Origin of the sequence: Aeromonas bestiarum (assembly GCF_000819745.1) — a bacterium.
Taxonomy (GTDB): Bacteria; Pseudomonadota; Gammaproteobacteria; order Enterobacterales; family Aeromonadaceae; genus Aeromonas; species Aeromonas bestiarum.
The window spans coordinates 45,613-64,588 of sequence record NZ_CDDA01000038.1 but is presented as its reverse complement, the minus strand read 5'-3'; the positions used below and the strand labels follow the sequence as shown (position 1 = coordinate 64,588).

Sequence of the window (18,976 nt, the reverse complement as noted above, 5' to 3'; positions counted from 1 at the left end):
GCATGGCGGGTGAATATGAAAAGGCGATTACCATTCAGGAGGCGATTGCTGCTATTAATGGCGGGGACTATCTGTTGCCTGCCATTCAGCGCAAGTTTGTGTGGAGTAGTCAGCAGATCTGTGTTCTGTTCGATTCCATCATGCGAGGCTACCCGATTAACTCCTTCATGATGTGGGAAGTAAACAGTGCAGAGATCAAAAATGACTACAAGTTTTATGAGTTTTTGAGGTCGTACTGTGAGCGATTTTGTGAGGAAAATCCTCACAAGCCAACTCATGCCAGTTACAAAAACTTTAAAGCGATTATTGATGGGCAGCAGCGGCTAACGTCTTTGTATATCGGCTTGTGTGGTACCTATGCCTACAAACAGCCTCGTGTATGGTGGCCGACAACCAAGGATGACAAGGTGCTGCCACCACGCAAGTTGTACCTTGATCTGGCTCAGCCTGTTGACTCGCAAGACAACGAGTCACTGATGCAGTACAACTTCCGGTTTCTGACCGATGCTCAGTACCAAAGCGCTTGCGCCTCTGATGATGCAAAACACCACTGGTTTTGCCTGCATGAGATCCTGAAATTCCCTCATTATGAGAGTGCCGATGATGTGCTGCTGGAGGTGGTGATACCTCAACTACAGCTGCGGGGGCTTTCAGGCAACGCGTTTGCCCGAAAAACTCTGCTCAAACTGTATGATGCCATCAGGGGACAGCGCCTTATTCATTATTTCAATGAAGGCAGCCAGGAGATTGACCATGTGCTGGATGTATTTATCCGCACCAACAGTGGCGGCACAAAACTGCATTTTTCTGATCTGCTGATGTCGATTGCTGTCGCCAATTGGGATGGTGACTTCAGGCATGACTTGGATGAATTGATTCGCCAGATCCACCAAAGCGCTGATATGGGATTTTACATGGAACGCGATTGGGTGCTGAAAACCTGTCTGGTTCTTATCGGGGCAGATGTCCGATTCAAGGTGAAAAATTTCAGTGCCGAGCAGGTTCGGCAGATCCAGTTATCCTGGTCTGACATCAAGGACTGCATTGTGCAAACACTGCGGCTTGTCCGTCGGTTTGGTATTAGCTCTCAGTCACTAACATCCAAAAATGCGGTCATACCGGTTTGTTATTACCTATATAAAAAACAAGTTGGGCATGAGCCCCTCTTCAAGAGTATCAATAACCTCGTACGTCATAAAGAGCAGAGAGACTTGATCGGCCGCTGGTTTTATATGGCTCTGTTGAAAGGGGTGTTTGGTGGGCAGGCGGACACCATCTTGAAATCTATGCGCGAGCTACTGGATCTGCATCTTGACCAAGAGCATTTCCCTTTGCAGGCAGTGATGGAGCGGTACACTGCAACCAATAAGGATCTTAGGTTTGATGACGAGTACATCGAGAGCTTGTTGAATATTGAGCACGGGGAAGGGCGCTGCCGAGCACTATTGCATTTGTTGTTCCCGGAAATGAATGCAACGGAGGTTTTCCATATTGATCATCTGCACCCTCGCAGCCATTTTGAAATGAAATACCTGAAAAAAATGGATTTTCTGGTCGATGACCATGACAAAATGGCTTTTTATGCAAATTCACGTCACTGGAACACCATCGCCAACCTGCATTTGCTGAATGATTCCCAGAACATAGGCAAGTCTGATCGCCCGCTGAAAGATTGGCTGGAGGATTCATCGGTTAACCTGACCGCAGCAAGTTTATTGGTGGAAGGGATCGATCTTGGATTTGAGGCTTTCCCAGAATTTATTGCCAAGCGTAGGGCCGCGCTTAAAGCGCGGCTCAAAAGTCGAGTTTTTATTGCTCAGGCGATCCCGGTAGAACCAGAGCCTGAGGATCAGGATGAGGAAATGGTTGAGGATGTTTTGGAATGAGTAGTCAGATTGAACGGGCCTTGATAAAACTCTTCGATCGGTACCGGATCGTTTTCTGGTATGACGCCAAGCAGGAATTGCGCGATGACTTCGAGGCGCTTGTACTACCCGGCATCGAAAAGCTGACGCTTTCCAACAACGAGTTCGGTATCAAGTACAGGTTGCTCCGTGAGCAACCTGTACAGAAATTTCTGCTCTACCGCGAATGTGCGCAGCCCGACGATCTAAATAACTGGTTGCTGGATGTCCAGTTGGCTCACGGTGAGTTTCGCACCGATCAGGCGGCTATCTGGCTGTCCGAGCTGGAACTCGGCCTGGAATTTACGGATGTAGTACAGGCCCATGGGTCATTCTTTGAGGCGATAAAGCGTAAGGATGCTCTGAAGAAGCTGTTAAAGCCTGACGACACCGCAGGACAGATCCGCCTGAAGATGCTGGCGGTATGCGCCAGTAGCGAGCCACGCATGGATGCGGTAATGGAGAACCTGTTGCATGAGCTGGCAGAGGGTCGCGACGAGAAAATCAAGCTGGTCGAACGGTGCAATCTGGGCAGTTTCTTTTGGGAGCAGATGACCCGTTGTTATGGTTACAAGTCCGATGATCCGGGTATCCGTGATTTTGCTATTGAGCTGTTCAAGTCCTGCTACGCGATGACGGTGGGCACAGGGGACACCAACGGTAAGGTGAAACTGACTGGTGATGCGCTAGTGTTTCTCAAGCGCTGGAAGGATAGCCGTCAGTTCGAAGGCTGCTTTGAGACCCTCTCGGGGGAATGTGCCGAGGTCCTTGGCATTGAGCAGGACCTGACCAAGCGGGATTTCCGTGAGTTGATCGAACTGGACTACTTCCGCCTGATCGACCAGAAGATCATCAGCGACTTGGTGCGGGCAGTCGAGGCCCGAACGGCCTCCAGCGGTGATGTGGCGATCTGGGTTCGTCAGCGGCGGCAAGGTCACTGGTATCTCGCATACCGCCATCTTTACGAGGCGCTCGATTACGCTGCTCAGTTCAGCCACGCCTTGGGTGAGGCCAAGCTTGCCATGGATAGCCTGGCCGACGGTGTGCAGCGCTACAGCCGCAATTGGTATCAGCTCGACCAGCTCTACCGCAAGTTCACCTACAATGTGCGCATGTCGGGGCAGGCGTCCTTGATGGGCAGCCTGACCGAGCAGATCGAAAACCTCTACACCAACAACTTCCTGCTGAAACTGGGTGACCGTTTCCAAACCTTTGTGGATGCGACATCGAAGTGGGAAGCCTTCCCGGTACGTCAACAGAATGCGTTTTTCGAATATTGGGTCCGACCGTTTCTACGTAAGGACAATAAGGTTTGCGTAATTATCTCCGACGCTATGCGCTACGAGGTCGGCGATGAGTTGCTGAGCCTGATCCGTAAGGAAGATCGCTACAGCGCTGAACTGGAACCCGCGCTTTCGATGCTGCCCAGCTATACCCAACTTGGTATGGCGGCGCTTCTGCCCAACAAGTCACTGGCGATTGCCGACAATGGAACTGGCACTGTGTTGGTAGATGGCCAAAGTTCCCAAGGAACTGCAAATCGTACCAAAATCTTGCAGTCTGCCTTGGATGGGCGGGGTGAGGCGATCACAGCTGAAGACTTTATGCAGCTGGACCGCGATGGCAGCCGCGAATTGCTCAAAAGTAATGACGTGCTCTACATCTACCATAACCGGATCGATCACACCGGCGACAAGATGCACTCAGAGGGGCAGGCCTTCGAAGCGGCTGAGCAGACGCTGGACGATATTATCCGATTGATCAAGAAGCTAACTGCCGCCAATGCCAATAACATTTTGGTGACGGCTGACCATGGTTTTATCTATCAACATCGCCCGCTGGATGAGAGTGATTTTGCCTCCGTTGAGTCAAGTGGTGATGTCGTTCTGTACCGCGACCGGCGTTTCGTGCTCGGTAAGGGGTTGGCTGAAGCATCCAGTTTGCACACATTCACCTCGCAGCAGCTCGGCTTAACTGGTGAAGTGGAGGTGCAAATTCCCAAGTCGATTAACCGCCTGCGTCTTAAGGGCTCCGGCAGCCGCTTTGTGCATGGCGGCGCGTCGTTGCAGGAGGTGGTCATCCCGGTGATCAAGATCAATAAAAAGCGCCAGAGCGATATCACCGCCGTTGAAGTGGACATCCTACGTGGAGCCAGCTCAGTGATTACCTCCGGACAATTGGCCGTGACCCTCTACCAAGCCGGGCCGGTGACGGAAAAGGTCCAGCCGCGTATGCTGCGGGCGGGCATCTATACCGAGGCGGGCGAGTTGATATCCGATAGCCACGATCTAACCTTCGACCTTAGTTCGACCAGCCCACGGGAGCGGGAACTACAGGTGCGCTTTGTATTGGCCCGCAAGGCTGATGAGGCTAATGGCCAAGAGGTTATTCTCCGGCTGGATGAGAAACACGCCGGGACTTCACATTACAAAGAATACAAGTCGCTGCGTTACTTGATACGGCGCTCATTTACCAGCGATTTTGATTTCTAAGCCAGCGACATTAAGGCAACGAGTGACCGATGAACGAACTTGACCAGAAAATCAACACACACTTCCCAGGGCTCGTGGTCCGCAAGGATCTCGTCAAGACGGTCAAGGGCAACGCTATTGTTCCCTCCTACGTGCTGGAGTACCTGCTGGGCCAATATTGTGCCACCAGCGATGAGCCGACCATCCAGACCGGTATCGAGACGGTCAAGGAGATCCTTGCCAAGCATTATGTTCACCGGAATGAAGCAGGGTTAGTCCGCTCAAATATCAAAGAAAAGGGGCGCTATAAGGTCATCGATAAAATCAGTGTCGATTTGAATGACAAGAAGGATGTCTACCATGCGCAGTTTTCAAACTTGGGCATCAAAGAAATCCTTGTTGATTCTGGAACGGTGAAAAAGCACCCCAAGCTACTTGTCGGCGGAGTCTGGTGTATTGCAGATCTGGAATATGAGTTTACCGAAGATAAAAGCACTAGCCCTTGGATATTGTCGACCCTCAAGCCGATCCAACTCTCCCATTTCGATTTCGACGGTTATGTTGAGGCTAGAGCGCAATTCACCACCGACGAGTGGATTGACCTACTGGTGCAAAGTATCGGCTTCAACCCGCAGATGTTTGGCAAGCGCAGCAAGCTGACCCAGTTGGTCCGACTGATCCCATTTTGCGAGCGCAACTACAACCTGATCGAACTCGGCCCCAAAGGGACCGGGAAATCTCACATTTACTCGGAGTTCTCGCCGCACGGCATCCTGATCTCCGGCGGTGAGGTTACGGTTCCCAAACTGTTTGTGAGCAACTCTTCCGGAAAGATTGGCTTGGTCGGCTACTGGGATTGTGTCGCCTTCGATGAGTTTGCCGGCAAGCAAAAGCGTGTGGACAAGGCCTTGGTTGACATAATGAAGAACTACATGGCTAACAAGTCCTTCTCGCGGGGCATTGAGACCTTGGGGGCGGAGGCCTCCATGGTGTTCGTGGGCAACACCCAGCACACAGTGCCTTACATGCTCAAGCATTCAGATTTGTTTTGCGAGCTGCCTGATAAGTTCTACGATTCTGCGTTTCTTGACCGCATCCATTTTTACATTCCCGGCTGGGAGGTAGACATCATCCGGGGTGAGATGTTCTCCAGCGGTTACGGCTTTGTGGTTGATTATTTGGCCGAGATCCTTCGCTCGCTGCGTAATCACGATTACTCCGATCGCTACAAGGAACACTTTACCCTCTCCTCCGATATCTCAACACGGGACCGCGATGGCATCAACAAAACATTCTCAGGTTTGATGAAGATCCTCTTTCCGCAGGGGGGGGCAACCAAAGAGGAAGTGGAAGAGTTGCTGCGGTTCGCGATTGAGGGCCGCAAGCGTGTAAAAGATCAATTAATGCGAATCGACTCCACCTACGGAAACGTCCGCTTTACCTATCAGGGTTCAGATGGCCAGACTAGGTTTGTCACGACGCTCGAAGAGGAGGAATACCCCGACTACTACCACAAGACCATCGCCGAGGTGGAAGACGGGGAAGTCGTAGAATCTGCGCAACCAGGCACACACAAAGATCCATACGAACCGCCCCATCCTGTCGAGCCAGTCCTCAAGGAAAAGCATCTCACATTCAAGGAGAACCAGAAGGGTCTCTCCTTCGATACGCTGCTCGGCCCTTATCTCAAGGGTGCGACAGTAATCACCATCACCGATCCGTACATCCGCCTGTTTTACCAAATGCGCAACTTCATGGAGTTTTTGGAGACCGTGGTCAGGCACAAGACTCCGGATGATGAGATATCTGTTCATCTGGTGACGGTGGAAGATGAGTTCAAAGGTGAGCAGCAGAAGGAAAACTTCGAGAAGATGAAGGAGTCCGCCTGCGCGGTGGGAGTGAACTTCACCTGGGAGTTCGACGGCACTGGCACGATCCACGCCCGCCACATCGTTACCGACCACGGCTGGAAAATCTCCCTAGATCGTGGCCTCGACATCTTTCAGCAATACGATATGCATGATGCATTCACATTCGCCAATCGACTACAGCAATACCGCCCATGCAAGGCATTCGAGGTGACGTTCATTAAACACCGAATGGAGCTGAGTTCCTCAAAGAGGAAATGCGATGAATGATCACTCTGCTTTTACAGGGAGATCCTTGCCGATGGAACACTTGTACCCTTCCATCCTGATCAAGGTGAACCTATCGATTTGAGAGAGTGATCTTTGGCTGGGCTAGTCGAGGGGGATAACGCGGGTAGATAGGGATTTGAACCCGCATCCTGTAAAAGTGACTCTACCAACCAATAGTCAAATGTTGGGCACTTATGTCGTGGTATTGGGAAGTGATCTACTGAGTAGTAACACTAAAGGTAACACCTCACGAGACACACTAATCACAAAACCATTATATATCAGTTATTTGTTCTTCCAATTCAGACTCCCCCAGCCCAAACGTTTGGAAAGGGCCACTTCGCAAGAAGTGGCCCTTTTTATTTGCGTCAGGTTTCCATCCTATGTCGAACGATTGAGCCTTTACTGACAGTGTATTCGGCTAACTCGCTGAGACGCTAGACGAATGTCCCCCGCTCTTCGGCGTCTCTCCTGCCATTTTGTAGCCCGCCGCGAAAAATGAAAAATCTGTCTGCCTAAAACGAAAAACCGTGCCCTTGGTACTTTTATCAAACTTGGTGGCACAGGAATCGCCGAGTTTGATAAGCCCGTTAAACCGGCATTAAACCTCTATCTCATAGGTCGGTAAGTCCGGCGCCTCCCCTGCCAGCTCCCCTCACCTGTAAAATGCCTTCTTGCCGATGGCTACCCCGACACCGTGCACTGTGACGGTGCCCCCCGCCAACGTATCCAGGGGGCGTGGTACTGGTCATGGCTGTCACGGTACCGACCAGCAGCGGGTCGGCACCGGGTACCAGTTCCAGGAATCGCTTGAACAGGTTCATACAAATCGCTCCACGCTCAGTTGCTGGCGCACCGTCATGGCCTTGTTCTGCAGTGCAGCGGAAACCCTGACGCCCCGGTTGTAGCTCTTCCAACCATCCACCGCGAGCAACGCCCCCGGCAGAATGAGACCGGTGTCTGCAGATAACGGCAGCTCAATGGTCTGGGTGCGCTTGGGCATGGTCTTGGCCAGCCCCACCACGCCCTGGGCGCGGGCCGCCATCACGTCGTACACCAGCGGATGGGTGATGCTCTGGGCCAGTTGCTCGCCCGCAGTGCCTTGCCGCACTACCCGCGCACTGATGTCTTGATGGCCACCGCTGACCCAGATACCGTTGGCCGCCTGCCCTGGCGGGAAGTCAGTGCCCAGGGTGGTGATGGCGCGGGGGATGGCCACATCGAACGGGCGACCGTCGCGGGCCTTGAAGGGGCTAACCGGCAACAGCTGATACCAGCCATCGCCTTGGGGGGTGAGTTGCGCATCGAGCACCGCCAGCCGCTCCCCGCTGACGGGGTTGGCTTGGAGGATGGCCACGAGGGGCGCTGAGTATGGGATCTTGGATATGTTCATGCCGCCATAGTGCGGCGGCATGAAGGGAGGTGGGGTTTATGGTGGGTTAAAAGAACTATATAGGTGCGTTCAATTATTGAGCCATATCACAAAAAGCTTATTAACCTGGAACTCAGCGTTGAACTTTACTTGGCTACCCCAATGTAGATAGAGCCCGTTTGGGCTCAACATCTCACGAGGTTACAATGCATCAATTTTCATACATGCCAATCTTAAAAGGCAAACGAGCTGAGTTTAAAGCTTTGACACAGCTATCAACAGATATCATTGAACAGATTCGACCACTCATTGAGATCGAACCTGTTCCTCATGACCCTGATACAGAGATGCCGGATAAGAGTTACACCGAACTTCTTACCGGATATGGCGCCAAACTAGCACAAGCATGGCCTAATCAGACACCACTGTTACTAGATGGCAACTTGATTGACGAAGAGGATATTGATGCTGATGAAGCACACCCACTGATTGTGGCTATTCATCAAGCAAGAGAGTCTGGGGTATACATTGTTCCTGTGACGTCACCAACCCGTTCACAACTGTACAAAAATGCAGTACAAAGTGTACTTACTGATGAAGTTTGTTTACGCCTACAGATTGCGGACTTAATGAATCCACAATTAATAAAAAATTACATTGATGAGATTGGCATCTCATTAGAGAAGATAGATATTGTTATTGACCTACATAGTTCGTTAGATGATTCCAACTTACAAACTTCAGCTCTGGTCGCGGTAGGTGGAATAAATAACCTTCCATACCTACAAGATTATCGTAGCATTACTCTAGCTTCTGGCTCATTTCCACGAGACTTATCACTGATTCAAGTTGGTACGGCACAAATTCCTAGGCTTGAGTGGGATCTTTGGAAAAACGTAGCTAAGATGCCAGGGTTAAATAGAAGTGTAGTCTATGGCGACTATGGTGTACAGCATCCAGAATATACTCGTTTAGCGACTAGGTTCCCAAGCGTCACAGCAAGTATTCGATACACTACGGATGATTACTTTCTTATTTTCAGGGGAAAAGTAGCCCGGGTTCATGGTTATGAACAATATGCCGAGCATTGCAAAGAGCTTATTAGCAGGCCCGAGTATCCAGGCCAACATTACTCAGAAGGAGACCTAGATATCTGGAAATATGCTCATGATGAGGTGAAGAAAACTAATGGGGATATAACGTACGGAAGTGCTGAGGTATGGAGAAGAGTTGCAGCTAATCATCACATTACTCTTGTCGTGCGCCAGCTCTCCAGCCAGATCTGGCCTTCAAGGTTATCCTAACTACATCACGTAATTGGGACATATCAAGTTCTGTGGCTAACAACTGCCATAATACTCGGCGAGGCTTATTTCTTAAGCCTCGTTCAAAGCCATACCCTTGCAAGATATTAATTACTTCTTCTTTCCAAAGAAGAGTGGCAAGAGCTAATTTGTCCTGATCTGGGTTTTGACGCTCTTTTCTCAGCGTTTTTAAATGCACTGCCCCCCTGAGACCAAGCGTTGCTAACTTTACTCCCCACCAACTAGGCAGCAAGGGCAAAGCTTTATCGGCATGATTATCCGCAACAACTAAGGTGACCCGATCCATGACGGCTGAATAATGCTGTATTTGAGCAGGCAACCGCTCCAAGGTGTCTGATGCACTCTTCAATTCATAACCGTGAAGCCTGCCATTCAATACTGCAATGTCAACCCTACAAAGCCCCTGGTTTAGCGAGAACTCATCAATAACCAGCGTATCAGGATCCTTATGGTGCTCCATCAGGATTTTTTTGTGAACTGCTCGTCTTACATCTATGTCGCGCATCTAACAACTCACCCTCCTGTGAATAGAGCCGCAGAATGATAGGCCCCATCCGGCCAGTGTCAATACATCATAAGTGTACATCTATGAGTAAGTGAACATAGTCACATCCAAACTGTGATCCCACAATAGGACTATCCACGTTCAAATTCAGTGTTTAACACTGTTTAAATTTGCCTCCCGCAAGCTCCAACGACCAAGCCTAGTCATGCATGCTCCCTAGGGACACACGCAGACATAGCACGTCACACACGCTCGGGGATGACATACCCCTCCAGCGTCTCCAGCACACTTTTCCGGTCCGCTTCCGACAACCCCAGATAAGGGCGCTCTGGCAGGTTGATCTCCTCGCGACCGAACTGGTGGGCGGCACCGTATTCGAACGGAGTGCCGAAATAGAGGGTCTGGGGTTCGGCCTGATAGTTGAGGGTATCGCGCAGGTCGTCGTTGAGGCGTAGCACCTCATCAGCATGGCGTGGCTTGCGGGTGCGGTACTTGTCCGAGAGCGGGGCCCAGGGCTCGCCTTCCGGGCTCTCTTGCGCATCCCAGCGATCCCGGTGGGAGAGTTGCAACCCCTCACCGATATCAGCCAGGGGTTCGCTGAGATCACCTGTGCGTTGGTAGAGGCGGGCCAACAGCTCGTGGGCATCTGCCACCCCATGGTGGCTGATGGCGATAAAGCTGCCCACCATCAGATCTCATCCTCGAAGGTGGTCATATAGTGCAGCGCTTCCTCATCCGCATTCACCATGGCGGCCTCCCAGAGATCCCCCATCAGGTCGGCTTCCGCATCACGGGCTTGCTCGCATAGCGCATCCAGCGCCTTGGCTTGCGCCAAGGTAAAGGGGCCATCCTTTGCCAGCAGGGCACTGGCTTGTTCCAACAAGGTCATCCTCTTTCTCCTTTGCCACTGGCAGCCGTGGCCTGGGCCAACATGGCCTCCACCCGTTTGGCCAGCTCGGGGAAATGCGCCACCATGGCGTCCCTGGCCAATACCCAGGCGGCAAACGCCTCGGCGGCGGCCTCCATCCTGGTCTTGCCGGCATACTCGGTCAGCAAACCAACCCCAGTCAAATTCGGTTCACCGGCCCAAAAGTGGACCTGATGTCCCAGTTCGTGCAGCCAGGTCGATACCCGTTGTGCCGACTCACCTTGCCTGGCCCCCACATTGGCCGACACGCTCCAATGACGGCGCAGGGTCTCACCGCTGGTCCCTCTTGGCTGCCATTGTCGGGGACCGCTGTTGCCCTTGGCATCCGCCACCACCTCGGTGACCGCCGCTTGCACCGCCTTGATATCGACCGCCTTAAAAGTATCGCCCCCCTTTACCTTGATAACCAGATGACCCCAACCTTTGGCGGTAAAGCCATTGGTCATGCTGGCGCGGCGAGAATGATAGAAGGCACGCACCAGGTAAGCATCCTTGCCCAGATACTCGGCAATGGCCGGGGCAACCTTGAGCCCGGCCGCCCCTTTGCCTATCTCGGTATGCTTGATAAACAGGGCCTTGACCGGGTGCGCCTTGAGGAAGGCTGCCAAGGGCTCGCGCTGAAGGGCTGGCAACTGGGCCAGCAGGTCACTCAAGCCCTGCGCATTCACCCCCTTGACACTGGAATAGGCACTCTCCACCAGCCGTTCCGGCAGCCGCTCGGCCAACGCTGGCTTGGCGGCCTCCCGATTGGCAACGGCCTTGGTCAGGGCGGCCGGGGTCTGCGGCCGGTAATCAAAGCCGGGGTCTATGCCTTTGGGGAGCTTGTGCAACTCCCCGGTGGCCTTGTCCACCCACTCATAATCGCCGTCGTCCGGGGCCTTGCCGACCACCAAGCCGCGCCGCTTGAGGTCGGCTGCCGAGAGCAAGAACTTCTTGCACTTGCAGCCATAACCGTTGCTCGGGGAATGGGTATTCCACCAGGGGTGATCCACCGGCAGCACCAGGTTGTTCCACTTGAGGTGCAACTCCCTCGGGTGCTCGGAGTCCCCATGGCGATAGAGGGCATACCTGGTGCTTGAGCCGCGGCTCCAATCCGATGTTGCAGGCCTCCGCCAGCAACACTGCGCAGATACAGACAACCAGCCCCTCGGCTCGGGCATTGGATTCGCTGACATGAGTAAATTCGTTGGCGAAGCCGGTATGAGCATGTATCTCCAGCAACAGCTCAGTGAGATCCACGCTGGGCAGCAAGGACTCTATCTGCTGGGATACGGGGTCAGTATTACTACCTCTATCTGATTGAGGACATTTACAGCCGCAAGGGCATGGGCTGGGAGGTTCATGAGCAAGGGCGCTGTGAGCTGGCGGCAGCCGCTGGGGCGTAGAGGCTAGCCGGTTTTGGCAAGCTGCGAATTCGTTTCGAGCGACGGCTGGATATCCATCTCGCCTTGCTGACGCTGGCTTGTGCCGTTATCTGCCTGCGCTTTGTTGAGCGGTTTTGTTAGTGGCTCCAAATGTTCTCACTCGGCTCGCTGCCGAGGGGCTCCCTCGCGCCTTTTCTCACCCAAACCGTATCGAGTCTCATCTTGTGGTGTAAAACGATGCATTGCCAGGCTAATGGTGCGCATCAAGTTGAACTGGGAGATAAGTCTGGTAGCTCTGTTATGAACAATGCCTGTCCATGCTATTTCCTGATGGTGAAGGGGCGCCCAAATCTTCCTGCATCTGCGGATCCCAATGAGGGGGTGCTACCTGCCCACACCAGATGGCGAAGGCATACCCGGGCGAAGCGTTTTTGGCAAATTGCGCCGTCAAGGCGCAGGGATATGCCAATACGGGCGGGGGGACTCTCTGCCACATTAGGTGTCCCGGACCGGCGCAGGGAGGCGCCAGCAGCGTGACTACACCGGCACGGGCATCTACCCCAACCATGGAGAGTCCTATGCTTGCACTAAAACCCCTGGCGTGTCTGTTGTTGGCTGGCTGGGCCACCGCCCTGGCCGCCACCGAGGCCCCCGTCTCCCTGCCCTCGCCCGCCATGGTGCCGGCAGATCTGGCCGGCGCCGAGCACGGCCAGTCCCTCGCTACCCTGCCGGCGCCGCGGTTGCACCGCCTGCTGCCGCCGCCCGCCGCCCCCGAGCTGGCGCAAGATCCCCACGTCCAGCGCGACCGGGAGCCCGACTGGCGCGCCCAGGCCCAGAGCCTGCTGGTCGAGGGGGGCGATTGCCGCGATCCGGCTGGCTTCCTCGACAAATCCGGTGCTGCCCTGGCCGACTACCTGGAGGGCCTGCCCGAGGTGTCGTGCACCTATGGCCTCTTCTCTCTCACGGCGGACGACGGCGCCCGCATCTATGACACCGCCAACCTGCTGGCGGTGGCCGGACGGTTGCAGGCGCGCGCCGCCGACTATCAGGGCAGCAGCCGTAGCCTCGTCAATCTGGTGCTCTATCTGCGCGCCGGCTATTACAATGCCATCGCCCGCGATCTCTATCCGGAGCCACCGCTCACGGTACGCGACGCGATCCGGGTCGGCCTCGATCGGCTGCTGGACAACCCGGCCCTGTTCATCCCCAACCCGGACGCGGGCAGCACGATCGGGGAGAGCTTCACCCTGATGACCAATCTCCATGATGAGGCCTATTACCTGCCGCGCCTCAAGCCCCTCATCGCTCGCTTCACCAATCGAGACGGGCAGCCGGATGCCGCCGATGCCCTCAAGCACTGGGAGGTGGGGTCGGGTTACACCGGCCTGCTGACCGTCCTGTTCATGTCCCATTACCGCGCTGAGGGGCGCGCCCTGGCCGAGCAAGACGGCAGCTACGCCGAGGCCCTGTTCGCCTTCGTGCAGGGCAACCAGGCCGCCCTGCTCGGCACCAGCTACGCCTACCAGCTCACCGACAGCCTGAACGAGGCCCTGCGCTACATGCAGTATCCGGCCCACTTAGCCGCGTCGCGGGCCAGGATCGAGCAGATCCTGGCAAAGAGCAGTCTGGATGGTCCCGGCGCCGATCTCTGGTTAGTGGCCGCCAGTGCCGTGAAATACTATGACAATGCCCGCTGCGCCGAGTACGGCACCTGTGACTTCGAGCAGCGGCTGGCCGACATAGTGCTGCCGATCAACCACGAGTGCGGGTCGACCCTGCGCATCCGAGCCCAGGGTATGACAGAGCAGCAACTGACCGAGAGCTGCGCAGCCTTGGCCAACGAGGAGCAATACTTCCACCGCATGCTGAAGACCCAGAACCGGCCACTGCCGGGCGACGTCAACGACGCGCTGGAGGTGGTGGTGTTCGACGACTACGCCAACTACAGCCGCTACGCTGGCGTCATCTACGGCATCGCCACCGACAACGGCGGCATGTATCTGGAAGGGGATCCCGACCAACCCGGCAACCAGGCGCGTTTCATCGCCCATGAGGCTTCCTGGCTACGCCCCCGGTTCTCGGTGTGGAATCTGGAGCACGAGTATGTGCACTATCTGGATGGCCGTTTCAACATGGCCGGCGACTTCGCCCGTGCCATCAGCCAGCCCACCGTCTGGTGGATAGAAGGTCTGGCCGAGTATCTGTCCCTTGGCAACGACAACGCCAAGGCGATCGAGACGGCCCAGGCCGGCACCTATCCCCTGTCGACCATCTTCGGCAACACCTATGGCATGAACGACTATGGGACCCGCGCCTACCGCTGGGGCTATATGGCGGTGCGCTACATGTTCGAACACCACAGGGACAGGGTGGACGATACCGTGACCAGATTTCGCGCCGACGACTATGACGGCTACTGGTCGACCATGCAGGATCTGGCCTATGACGACGACTTCGCCGCCTGGGTGCAGACGGCCACCACGGCCGGCCAGCCGCCCGAGCCGGATTGCGGCTATCCCGACGATCAGGTCATCGACGCGACCTGTGCCCGCACCGGTATCGCATCGGATGACATCCGCTACTTCTACGTCTTCGTGCCCCAAGGGACAACGCTGCTGACGGTGCAGACCCGAGGTGGCAGTGGCGACGCCAACCTCTATGTCATGCACCAGGGCTGGCCGAACCGGGACAGCTACGATCAGGACTCGGCCAATGGTGGTAACAACGAGACAGTCACCATCCAGGCCCCCGAGGGCGGCACCTACTACCACATAGCGGTGGACGCTGGTGCACCCTACCGGGATCTGAGCCTCAGTGTGGGGTTGGCTCAATAGGTGAGTACGACGCGCCGCACCGGCGGCGCGTCAATTCCCCCGGCGCAGCAACTGCCGGTACTGGCGTGGAGACAGGCCTGTCAGAGCTCGAAACTGCCGCGACAGGGCGCTCTGATCGCAAAAACCGCACCGCAATGCGATGTCGGCGATGGCCATATCACTGCCCTTTAGCCAGTTGATCGCGATGTCGATGCGAGTCTTGGTGATGAACTGACCGGCGGAGAGCTGGAAGATCCGCCTCATGCGCCGCTCAAACTGGGCGACTGATACTCCGGCCCGTCGTGCCAGCGATTCAATACGCAAGGGGGTGGGATAATGAGTCAGGATGTGATCGACCGCCTCGACGAAGCGATCGTCGATGAAGCCGGCCCGGCTCGGCTCGTGCAGATCGCGTGACATGCATACCAGGCCTACAATAGCGCCACCAGCATCGCGCAGCGGCTCCTTGTTGGTCAGGCACCAGCCGGGGCTGCGGTCGTTAAACAGGGTCAGATCGAGATTGTCCACTACGGGCTCACCGGTGCCAAACAGACGCTCGTCCTGGGCCTGGTAGCGCGCTGCCATGTGGGGTGGGAAGATCTCGTGGGCCGTCTTGCCGATGGCATCATGCCGGCTCGCCAGGCCACAGCGCTCAGTACAGGCCTCGCTGATGCTCACATAGCGGCCGGCCCTGTCCTTGATGGAGAAGACAATGTCCGGAGCCCGATCGAACAGGGCCTCGAGGCACCGCGCGTCGGGTAGCGCCCGAAAAAACTGCTGCCGCCAGGTATCCAGATCGGCGCGCAGATGCCCAGGACTGGGGGGCAGCCACGCCGCGAGGGCGCTGGGAGTCTCTCTCATCGTCAACTTCCTTGTTGGTGTGTCCGTCCGAATCTCTTCGGCCAGTGTAGCAGCCTCCAGTATGGGCTGTTCCGCCCTGTGCCATATCCGGCTCGCACACTCAGGTGCCACCGTCGTCCACGCTCTGTGGCATAGCCATCTACCGGGCCCACCGAGTGCGACCACGCCTTCGCCTGACCCGGTAGGGTCAAGGGCCGGCGGCAAGACTCCACTCCACCCAAGGGGCTCAACATCACGGGCTTGGCAGTAAGCGTCAGGCCAGTACCGATGGCAAGCTGGTGACCGAGTCATTCAAGGATGACACCCGTAACGGAGTATGAATCGTGGGAGCCGGGTCATGGGGATTTGAACCCGCATCCCGAGAAGTGCGTCGCGAGCGCTCGAAGTAGCCGGAGACCTGGCCGGCTTTTTCGCGGGGTAGACAGGTAGGCCTCAATGGCAAAATGTGCGGTGGCTTGTTCGCCAGTAACACCTAAGCTCTTTTCACTAAAAACAAATTATATAAAATCAATAACATGAGTTATGGATTCAGCCTCCCCAGCATTGGAAAGGGCCACTTCGCAAGAAGTGGCCCTTTTATTTGTGTCCGGTTTCCATCCTATGTCGAACGATTGAGCCTTTACTGACGGTGCATTCGGCTAACTCGCTGGGATGTTAGACGAATTCCTCGCTCTTCGGCGCCGCACCTGCCATCTGCACCGTTTTTTGCCGGGAGCTCGCCCTCCATCCTGCACGCCAGACGGGGAATAACACGGCGCTTGGCCCTGCCGCTTATTGTGTCTCCCCTGCCTGGGCGCAGACCCAGTCGACAAAGGCCTGGATCTTGGGGCACTGACGGTTGGGCAAGGTCGCTATGTAGTAACGCTGCTCGCAGCGCACCTCCATGCCAGGGAAGGGGGCCACCAGTTCATGTCTGGCCAGCCGCTTGCTCACCAGATTCTTGCGGCCCATGGCGATCCCGGCGTGGTTCATGGCGGCGATAATGGCGAGATCGGAACGATCGAACCCCATGTTTGACTGGCAGGCGTCGAGGGAGATGCCGCACTGGCGGGCCCAACTGCTCCACTCGTCGCTGTCCGAGTCATGGCCCCAGGCCTGCCTGTCGTGCAGCAGGCGACAGCGAGACAAGTGGTCAGGCTTGTCCAGCAACCCATGCTGCTCGGCATATTCGGGGCTGCACACCGGCACCATGTACTCATCCATCAGCGGGTGGATGGCGAGCCGCTCCGGGGTCTTGTCATCGAAATAGATAGTCAGGTCTATGCCATAGCCGTGCAGATTGATGTTCTCGTTGCCTGTCATGACGTTGAGATCGATCTGGGGATGCAGGCGAGAAAAATCCGCGAGTCTGGGCACCAGCCAGCACTGGGCAATGGAGGGGCGGGAATAGACGGTCAGGGAACCGGACAGTTCCTGATGCCTGATCTCCAGGATCTCTTGGTTGATGAACTCGAGCGAGGACTTGAGCGCCCAGAAGACTCTTTGCCCCTCTGCGGTCAGCATCACCTTGCGGTGAAAGCGCTGGAACAGCTTGAAACCAAGCTCATCTTCCAGCGCACTGATCCTGTGGCTCACTGCACTCGGGCTGAGCGCCAGCTCATCCGCCGCCAGGGCAAACGAGCTGTGACGGGCCGCCGCCTCGAAGGTATGCAGCTTGGATAGCTGATAACCGTTCAGCAGTTTGTTTCTCGATACGTAGTTGTCTTCGGTATACATCTGGCACGCCTCTTCGCCCCCAAAAAACGCACAGATGATAGCCAGAAAACCTGCCTTTGGATGCAACCAAAAAACCCAAATCCCATCAAATCCGATAAATGTGATGGATGTGGCACCTTTGCATCAACACAGATCATCCAAGACGCCATTTTCATCATTTGTCAGCCGCCCGTCATTTTCATTCAATAGGCGCCTAATCATCATTCATGACACATAGAGGCGCAGTATGAATTCTGAAGTGTGGGTCGTCGGTACCTTGCTGACTAGCATCATTCTGATTGTCTTCACCATAGTGAAGGGCAAGGTGCATCCTTTCCTCGCTTTGCTGCTGGCGAGCTTCTATGTGGGCACCATGATGGGGATGAACCCGGTCAAGATGGTCAACGCCATGGAAGAGGGCATAGGCGGCACCCTGGGCTTTCTCGCCGCCGTCATCGGCCTTGGCACCATACTCGGCAAGATGATGGAGGTATCGGGGGCGGCGGAACGCATAGGTCTCGCCCTGCAAAAGTGCCGCTGGCTCTCGCCTCAGGTGATCATGGTGCTGGTTGGTCTGGTGTGCGGCATCACGTTGTTTGTCGAAGTGGGAGTCGTGCTGCTCATTCCGCTCGCCTTCTCCATCGCCCGCAAGACCAAAACCTCGCTGCTGACCCTGGCCATCCCGCTCTGCACCGCCCTGATGGCCGTGCACTGCATAGTGCCGCCCCACCCGGCCGCGCTCTACGTCACCAATCAGCTGGGTGCCGACATAGGTTCCGTCATCATCTATGGCCTCGCGGTCGGGCTCTTTGCCTCCCTGGTGGGCGGCCCGCTGTTTCTGAAGCTGCTCGGTAAACGGGTGCCGTTCAAGGAGGTGCCCGCCGCCTTTGCGAATATAGAGGCGCGCGACGAGGCAAGCCTCCCGACCTTAAGTGCCTCCCTCTTTACCGTGCTGCTGCCCATACTGCTGATGCTGGCCAAGACGGTGGCCGAGCTCAACATGGATCACGCAAGCGGTCTCTATACCCTGCTGGAGTTCATCGGCAACCCCATCACCGCCATGTTCATCGCCGCCTTCACCGCCTACTACGTGCTGGGGATCCGTCAGCAGATGAAGATGGAAGGGCTGCTGAACCAGACCGAACAGTGCTTCTCCTCCATCGCCAATATTCTGCTGATCATAGGGGCAGGCGGTGCCTTCAACGGCGTGCTCAAGGCGAGCGGCCTGGGGGACAGCCTGGCGACCATTCTCTCCCAGCTGGACATGCCCCCCATACTGCTGGCCTGGCTGGTGGCCATAATGCTGCACGCCGCCGTGGGCTCGGCCACCGTCGCCATGATGGGTGCCACCGCCATCGTCTCCCCCATCATGGTGCACTACCCGAACATCAGCCCCGAGATCATGACGCTGGCCATCGGCTCCGGCGCCATCGGCTGCACCATGGTGACCGATTCCCTGTTCTGGCTGGTCAAGCAGTATTGCGGCGCCACCCTGAACGAAACGCTCAAGTACTACACTACCGCCACCTTTGTCGCCTCCCTGATGGCGCTGGCCGGTACTTTCCTGCTCTCCTATATCGTGTAACAAGACCGAGACATC

The 18,976-nt window shown here is 55.7% G+C and carries 13 protein-coding genes and 2 pseudogenes; 7 read left to right on the top strand and 8 right to left on the bottom strand.

Going from position 1 to position 18,976, the window contains the following annotated elements; translation table 11 throughout:
* Positions 1-2: 2 nt before the first annotated feature.
* Genes BN1118_RS19630 through brxL form a run of 3 tightly spaced genes read left to right on the top strand, consistent with a single transcriptional unit; the run spans position 3 to position 6,513 of the window.
* Entirely contained in the window at positions 3-1,886 is a 1,884-nt protein-coding gene (locus BN1118_RS19630; protein WP_043557609.1) for a DUF262 domain-containing protein, read from the top strand.
* Entirely contained in the window at positions 1,883-4,396 is a 2,514-nt protein-coding gene (gene pglZ, locus BN1118_RS19625; RefSeq protein ID WP_043557608.1) for a BREX-1 system phosphatase PglZ type A, read from the top strand. The genes BN1118_RS19630 and pglZ overlap by 4 nt, the downstream gene beginning before the upstream one ends.
* Positions 4,397-4,425: 29 nt before the next feature.
* Positions 4,426-6,513, top strand: a complete 2,088-nt coding sequence (brxL, locus tag BN1118_RS19620; RefSeq protein WP_043557607.1) for a BREX system Lon protease-like protein BrxL — start codon at positions 4,426-4,428, stop codon at positions 6,511-6,513.
* An 820-nt stretch (positions 6,514-7,333) separates the two neighbouring features.
* Here the strand turns inward: brxL and BN1118_RS21435 are convergent.
* Positions 7,334-7,870 carry a hypothetical protein gene (locus BN1118_RS21435; protein WP_240485617.1) on the bottom strand — a complete coding sequence of 179 codons (537 nt, stop codon included), beginning with the start codon at positions 7,868-7,870 and terminating at the stop codon, positions 7,334-7,336.
* A 221-nt stretch (positions 7,871-8,091) separates the two neighbouring features.
* On the opposite strand from BN1118_RS21435, the gene BN1118_RS21430 reads away from it, so the two are divergent.
* Entirely contained in the window at positions 8,092-9,189 is a 1,098-nt protein-coding gene (locus tag BN1118_RS21430) for a beta family protein (protein ID WP_080741111.1), read from the top strand.
* Here the strand turns inward: BN1118_RS21430 and BN1118_RS21425 are convergent.
* From BN1118_RS21425 to BN1118_RS22335, 5 genes and pseudogenes are all read right to left on the bottom strand, one after another.
* Positions 9,134-9,715: a sce7726 family protein gene (locus tag BN1118_RS21425; protein ID WP_080741110.1), complete on the bottom strand. Its 582-nt coding sequence runs from the start codon at positions 9,713-9,715 to the stop codon at positions 9,134-9,136. The two genes, BN1118_RS21430 and BN1118_RS21425, sit on opposite strands and share 56 nt — an antisense overlap.
* A gap of 242 nt (positions 9,716-9,957) precedes the next feature.
* Complete coding sequence (locus BN1118_RS19610) at positions 9,958-10,404, bottom strand: phage virion morphogenesis protein (protein WP_043137753.1); 447 nt, start codon at positions 10,402-10,404, stop codon at positions 9,958-9,960.
* Positions 10,404-10,604, bottom strand: coding sequence for a hypothetical protein (locus BN1118_RS19605; RefSeq protein ID WP_043137750.1), 201 nt, complete (start codon positions 10,602-10,604; stop codon positions 10,404-10,406). The genes BN1118_RS19610 and BN1118_RS19605 overlap by 1 nt, the downstream gene beginning before the upstream one ends.
* A complete protein-coding gene (locus BN1118_RS19600; protein ID WP_131245235.1) occupies positions 10,601-11,668 on the bottom strand; it encodes a phage head morphogenesis protein in 1,068 nt (355 codons plus the stop codon). The genes BN1118_RS19605 and BN1118_RS19600 overlap by 4 nt, the downstream gene beginning before the upstream one ends.
* Positions 11,669-11,696: 28 nt before the next feature.
* A pseudogene (locus BN1118_RS22335) lies at positions 11,697-11,915 on the bottom strand (Tn3 family transposase); the annotation flags it as partial.
* Between the two features lie 116 nt (positions 11,916-12,031).
* On the opposite strand from BN1118_RS22335, the pseudogene BN1118_RS21415 reads away from it, so the two are divergent.
* Positions 12,032-12,148, top strand: a pseudogene (locus BN1118_RS21415) (IS5/IS1182 family transposase); the annotation flags it as partial.
* Positions 12,149-12,585: 437 nt separating this feature from the next.
* Positions 12,586-14,841, top strand: a complete 2,256-nt coding sequence (locus BN1118_RS19595; RefSeq protein ID WP_052449217.1) for a M9 family metallopeptidase — start codon at positions 12,586-12,588, stop codon at positions 14,839-14,841.
* A gap of 30 nt (positions 14,842-14,871) precedes the next feature.
* On the opposite strand, the gene BN1118_RS19590 is transcribed toward BN1118_RS19595, so the two are convergent.
* Both BN1118_RS19590 and dsdC read right to left on the bottom strand, forming a co-directional pair.
* Positions 14,872-15,681: an AraC family transcriptional regulator gene (locus BN1118_RS19590; protein WP_084214204.1), complete on the bottom strand. Its 810-nt coding sequence runs from the start codon at positions 15,679-15,681 to the stop codon at positions 14,872-14,874.
* A 771-nt stretch (positions 15,682-16,452) separates the two neighbouring features.
* Positions 16,453-17,397: a DNA-binding transcriptional regulator DsdC gene (gene dsdC / locus BN1118_RS19585; RefSeq protein WP_043557606.1), complete on the bottom strand. Its 945-nt coding sequence runs from the start codon at positions 17,395-17,397 to the stop codon at positions 16,453-16,455.
* A 226-nt stretch (positions 17,398-17,623) separates the two neighbouring features.
* On the opposite strand from dsdC, the gene dsdX reads away from it, so the two are divergent.
* Positions 17,624-18,961 (top strand): D-serine transporter DsdX, encoded by a 1,338-nt coding sequence (dsdX, locus tag BN1118_RS19580; protein WP_043557605.1) that lies wholly within the window; start codon positions 17,624-17,626, stop codon positions 18,959-18,961.
* Positions 18,962-18,976 lie beyond the last annotated feature (15 nt).

Coding starts and splice junctions, on each gene's coding strand:
- BN1118_RS19590 (WP_084214204.1), bottom strand. CDS start 15,681: ATGAGAGAGACTCCCAGCGCCCTCGCGGCGTGGCTGCCCCCCAGTCCT.
- BN1118_RS21430 (WP_080741111.1), top strand. CDS start 8,092: ATGCATCAATTTTCATACATGCCAATCTTAAAAGGCAAACGAGCTGAG.
- pglZ (WP_043557608.1), top strand. CDS start 1,883: ATGAGTAGTCAGATTGAACGGGCCTTGATAAAACTCTTCGATCGGTAC.
- BN1118_RS21425 (WP_080741110.1), bottom strand. CDS start 9,715: ATGCGCGACATAGATGTAAGACGAGCAGTTCACAAAAAAATCCTGATG.
- dsdX (WP_043557605.1), top strand. CDS start 17,624: ATGAATTCTGAAGTGTGGGTCGTCGGTACCTTGCTGACTAGCATCATT.
- BN1118_RS19595 (WP_052449217.1), top strand. CDS start 12,586: ATGCTTGCACTAAAACCCCTGGCGTGTCTGTTGTTGGCTGGCTGGGCC.
- BN1118_RS19610 (WP_043137753.1), bottom strand. CDS start 10,404: ATGGTGGGCAGCTTTATCGCCATCAGCCACCATGGGGTGGCAGATGCC.
- brxL (WP_043557607.1), top strand. CDS start 4,426: ATGAACGAACTTGACCAGAAAATCAACACACACTTCCCAGGGCTCGTG.
- BN1118_RS19630 (WP_043557609.1), top strand. CDS start 3: ATGGCGGGTGAATATGAAAAGGCGATTACCATTCAGGAGGCGATTGCT.
- dsdC (WP_043557606.1), bottom strand. CDS start 17,397: ATGTATACCGAAGACAACTACGTATCGAGAAACAAACTGCTGAACGGT.
- BN1118_RS19605 (WP_043137750.1), bottom strand. CDS start 10,604: ATGACCTTGTTGGAACAAGCCAGTGCCCTGCTGGCAAAGGATGGCCCC.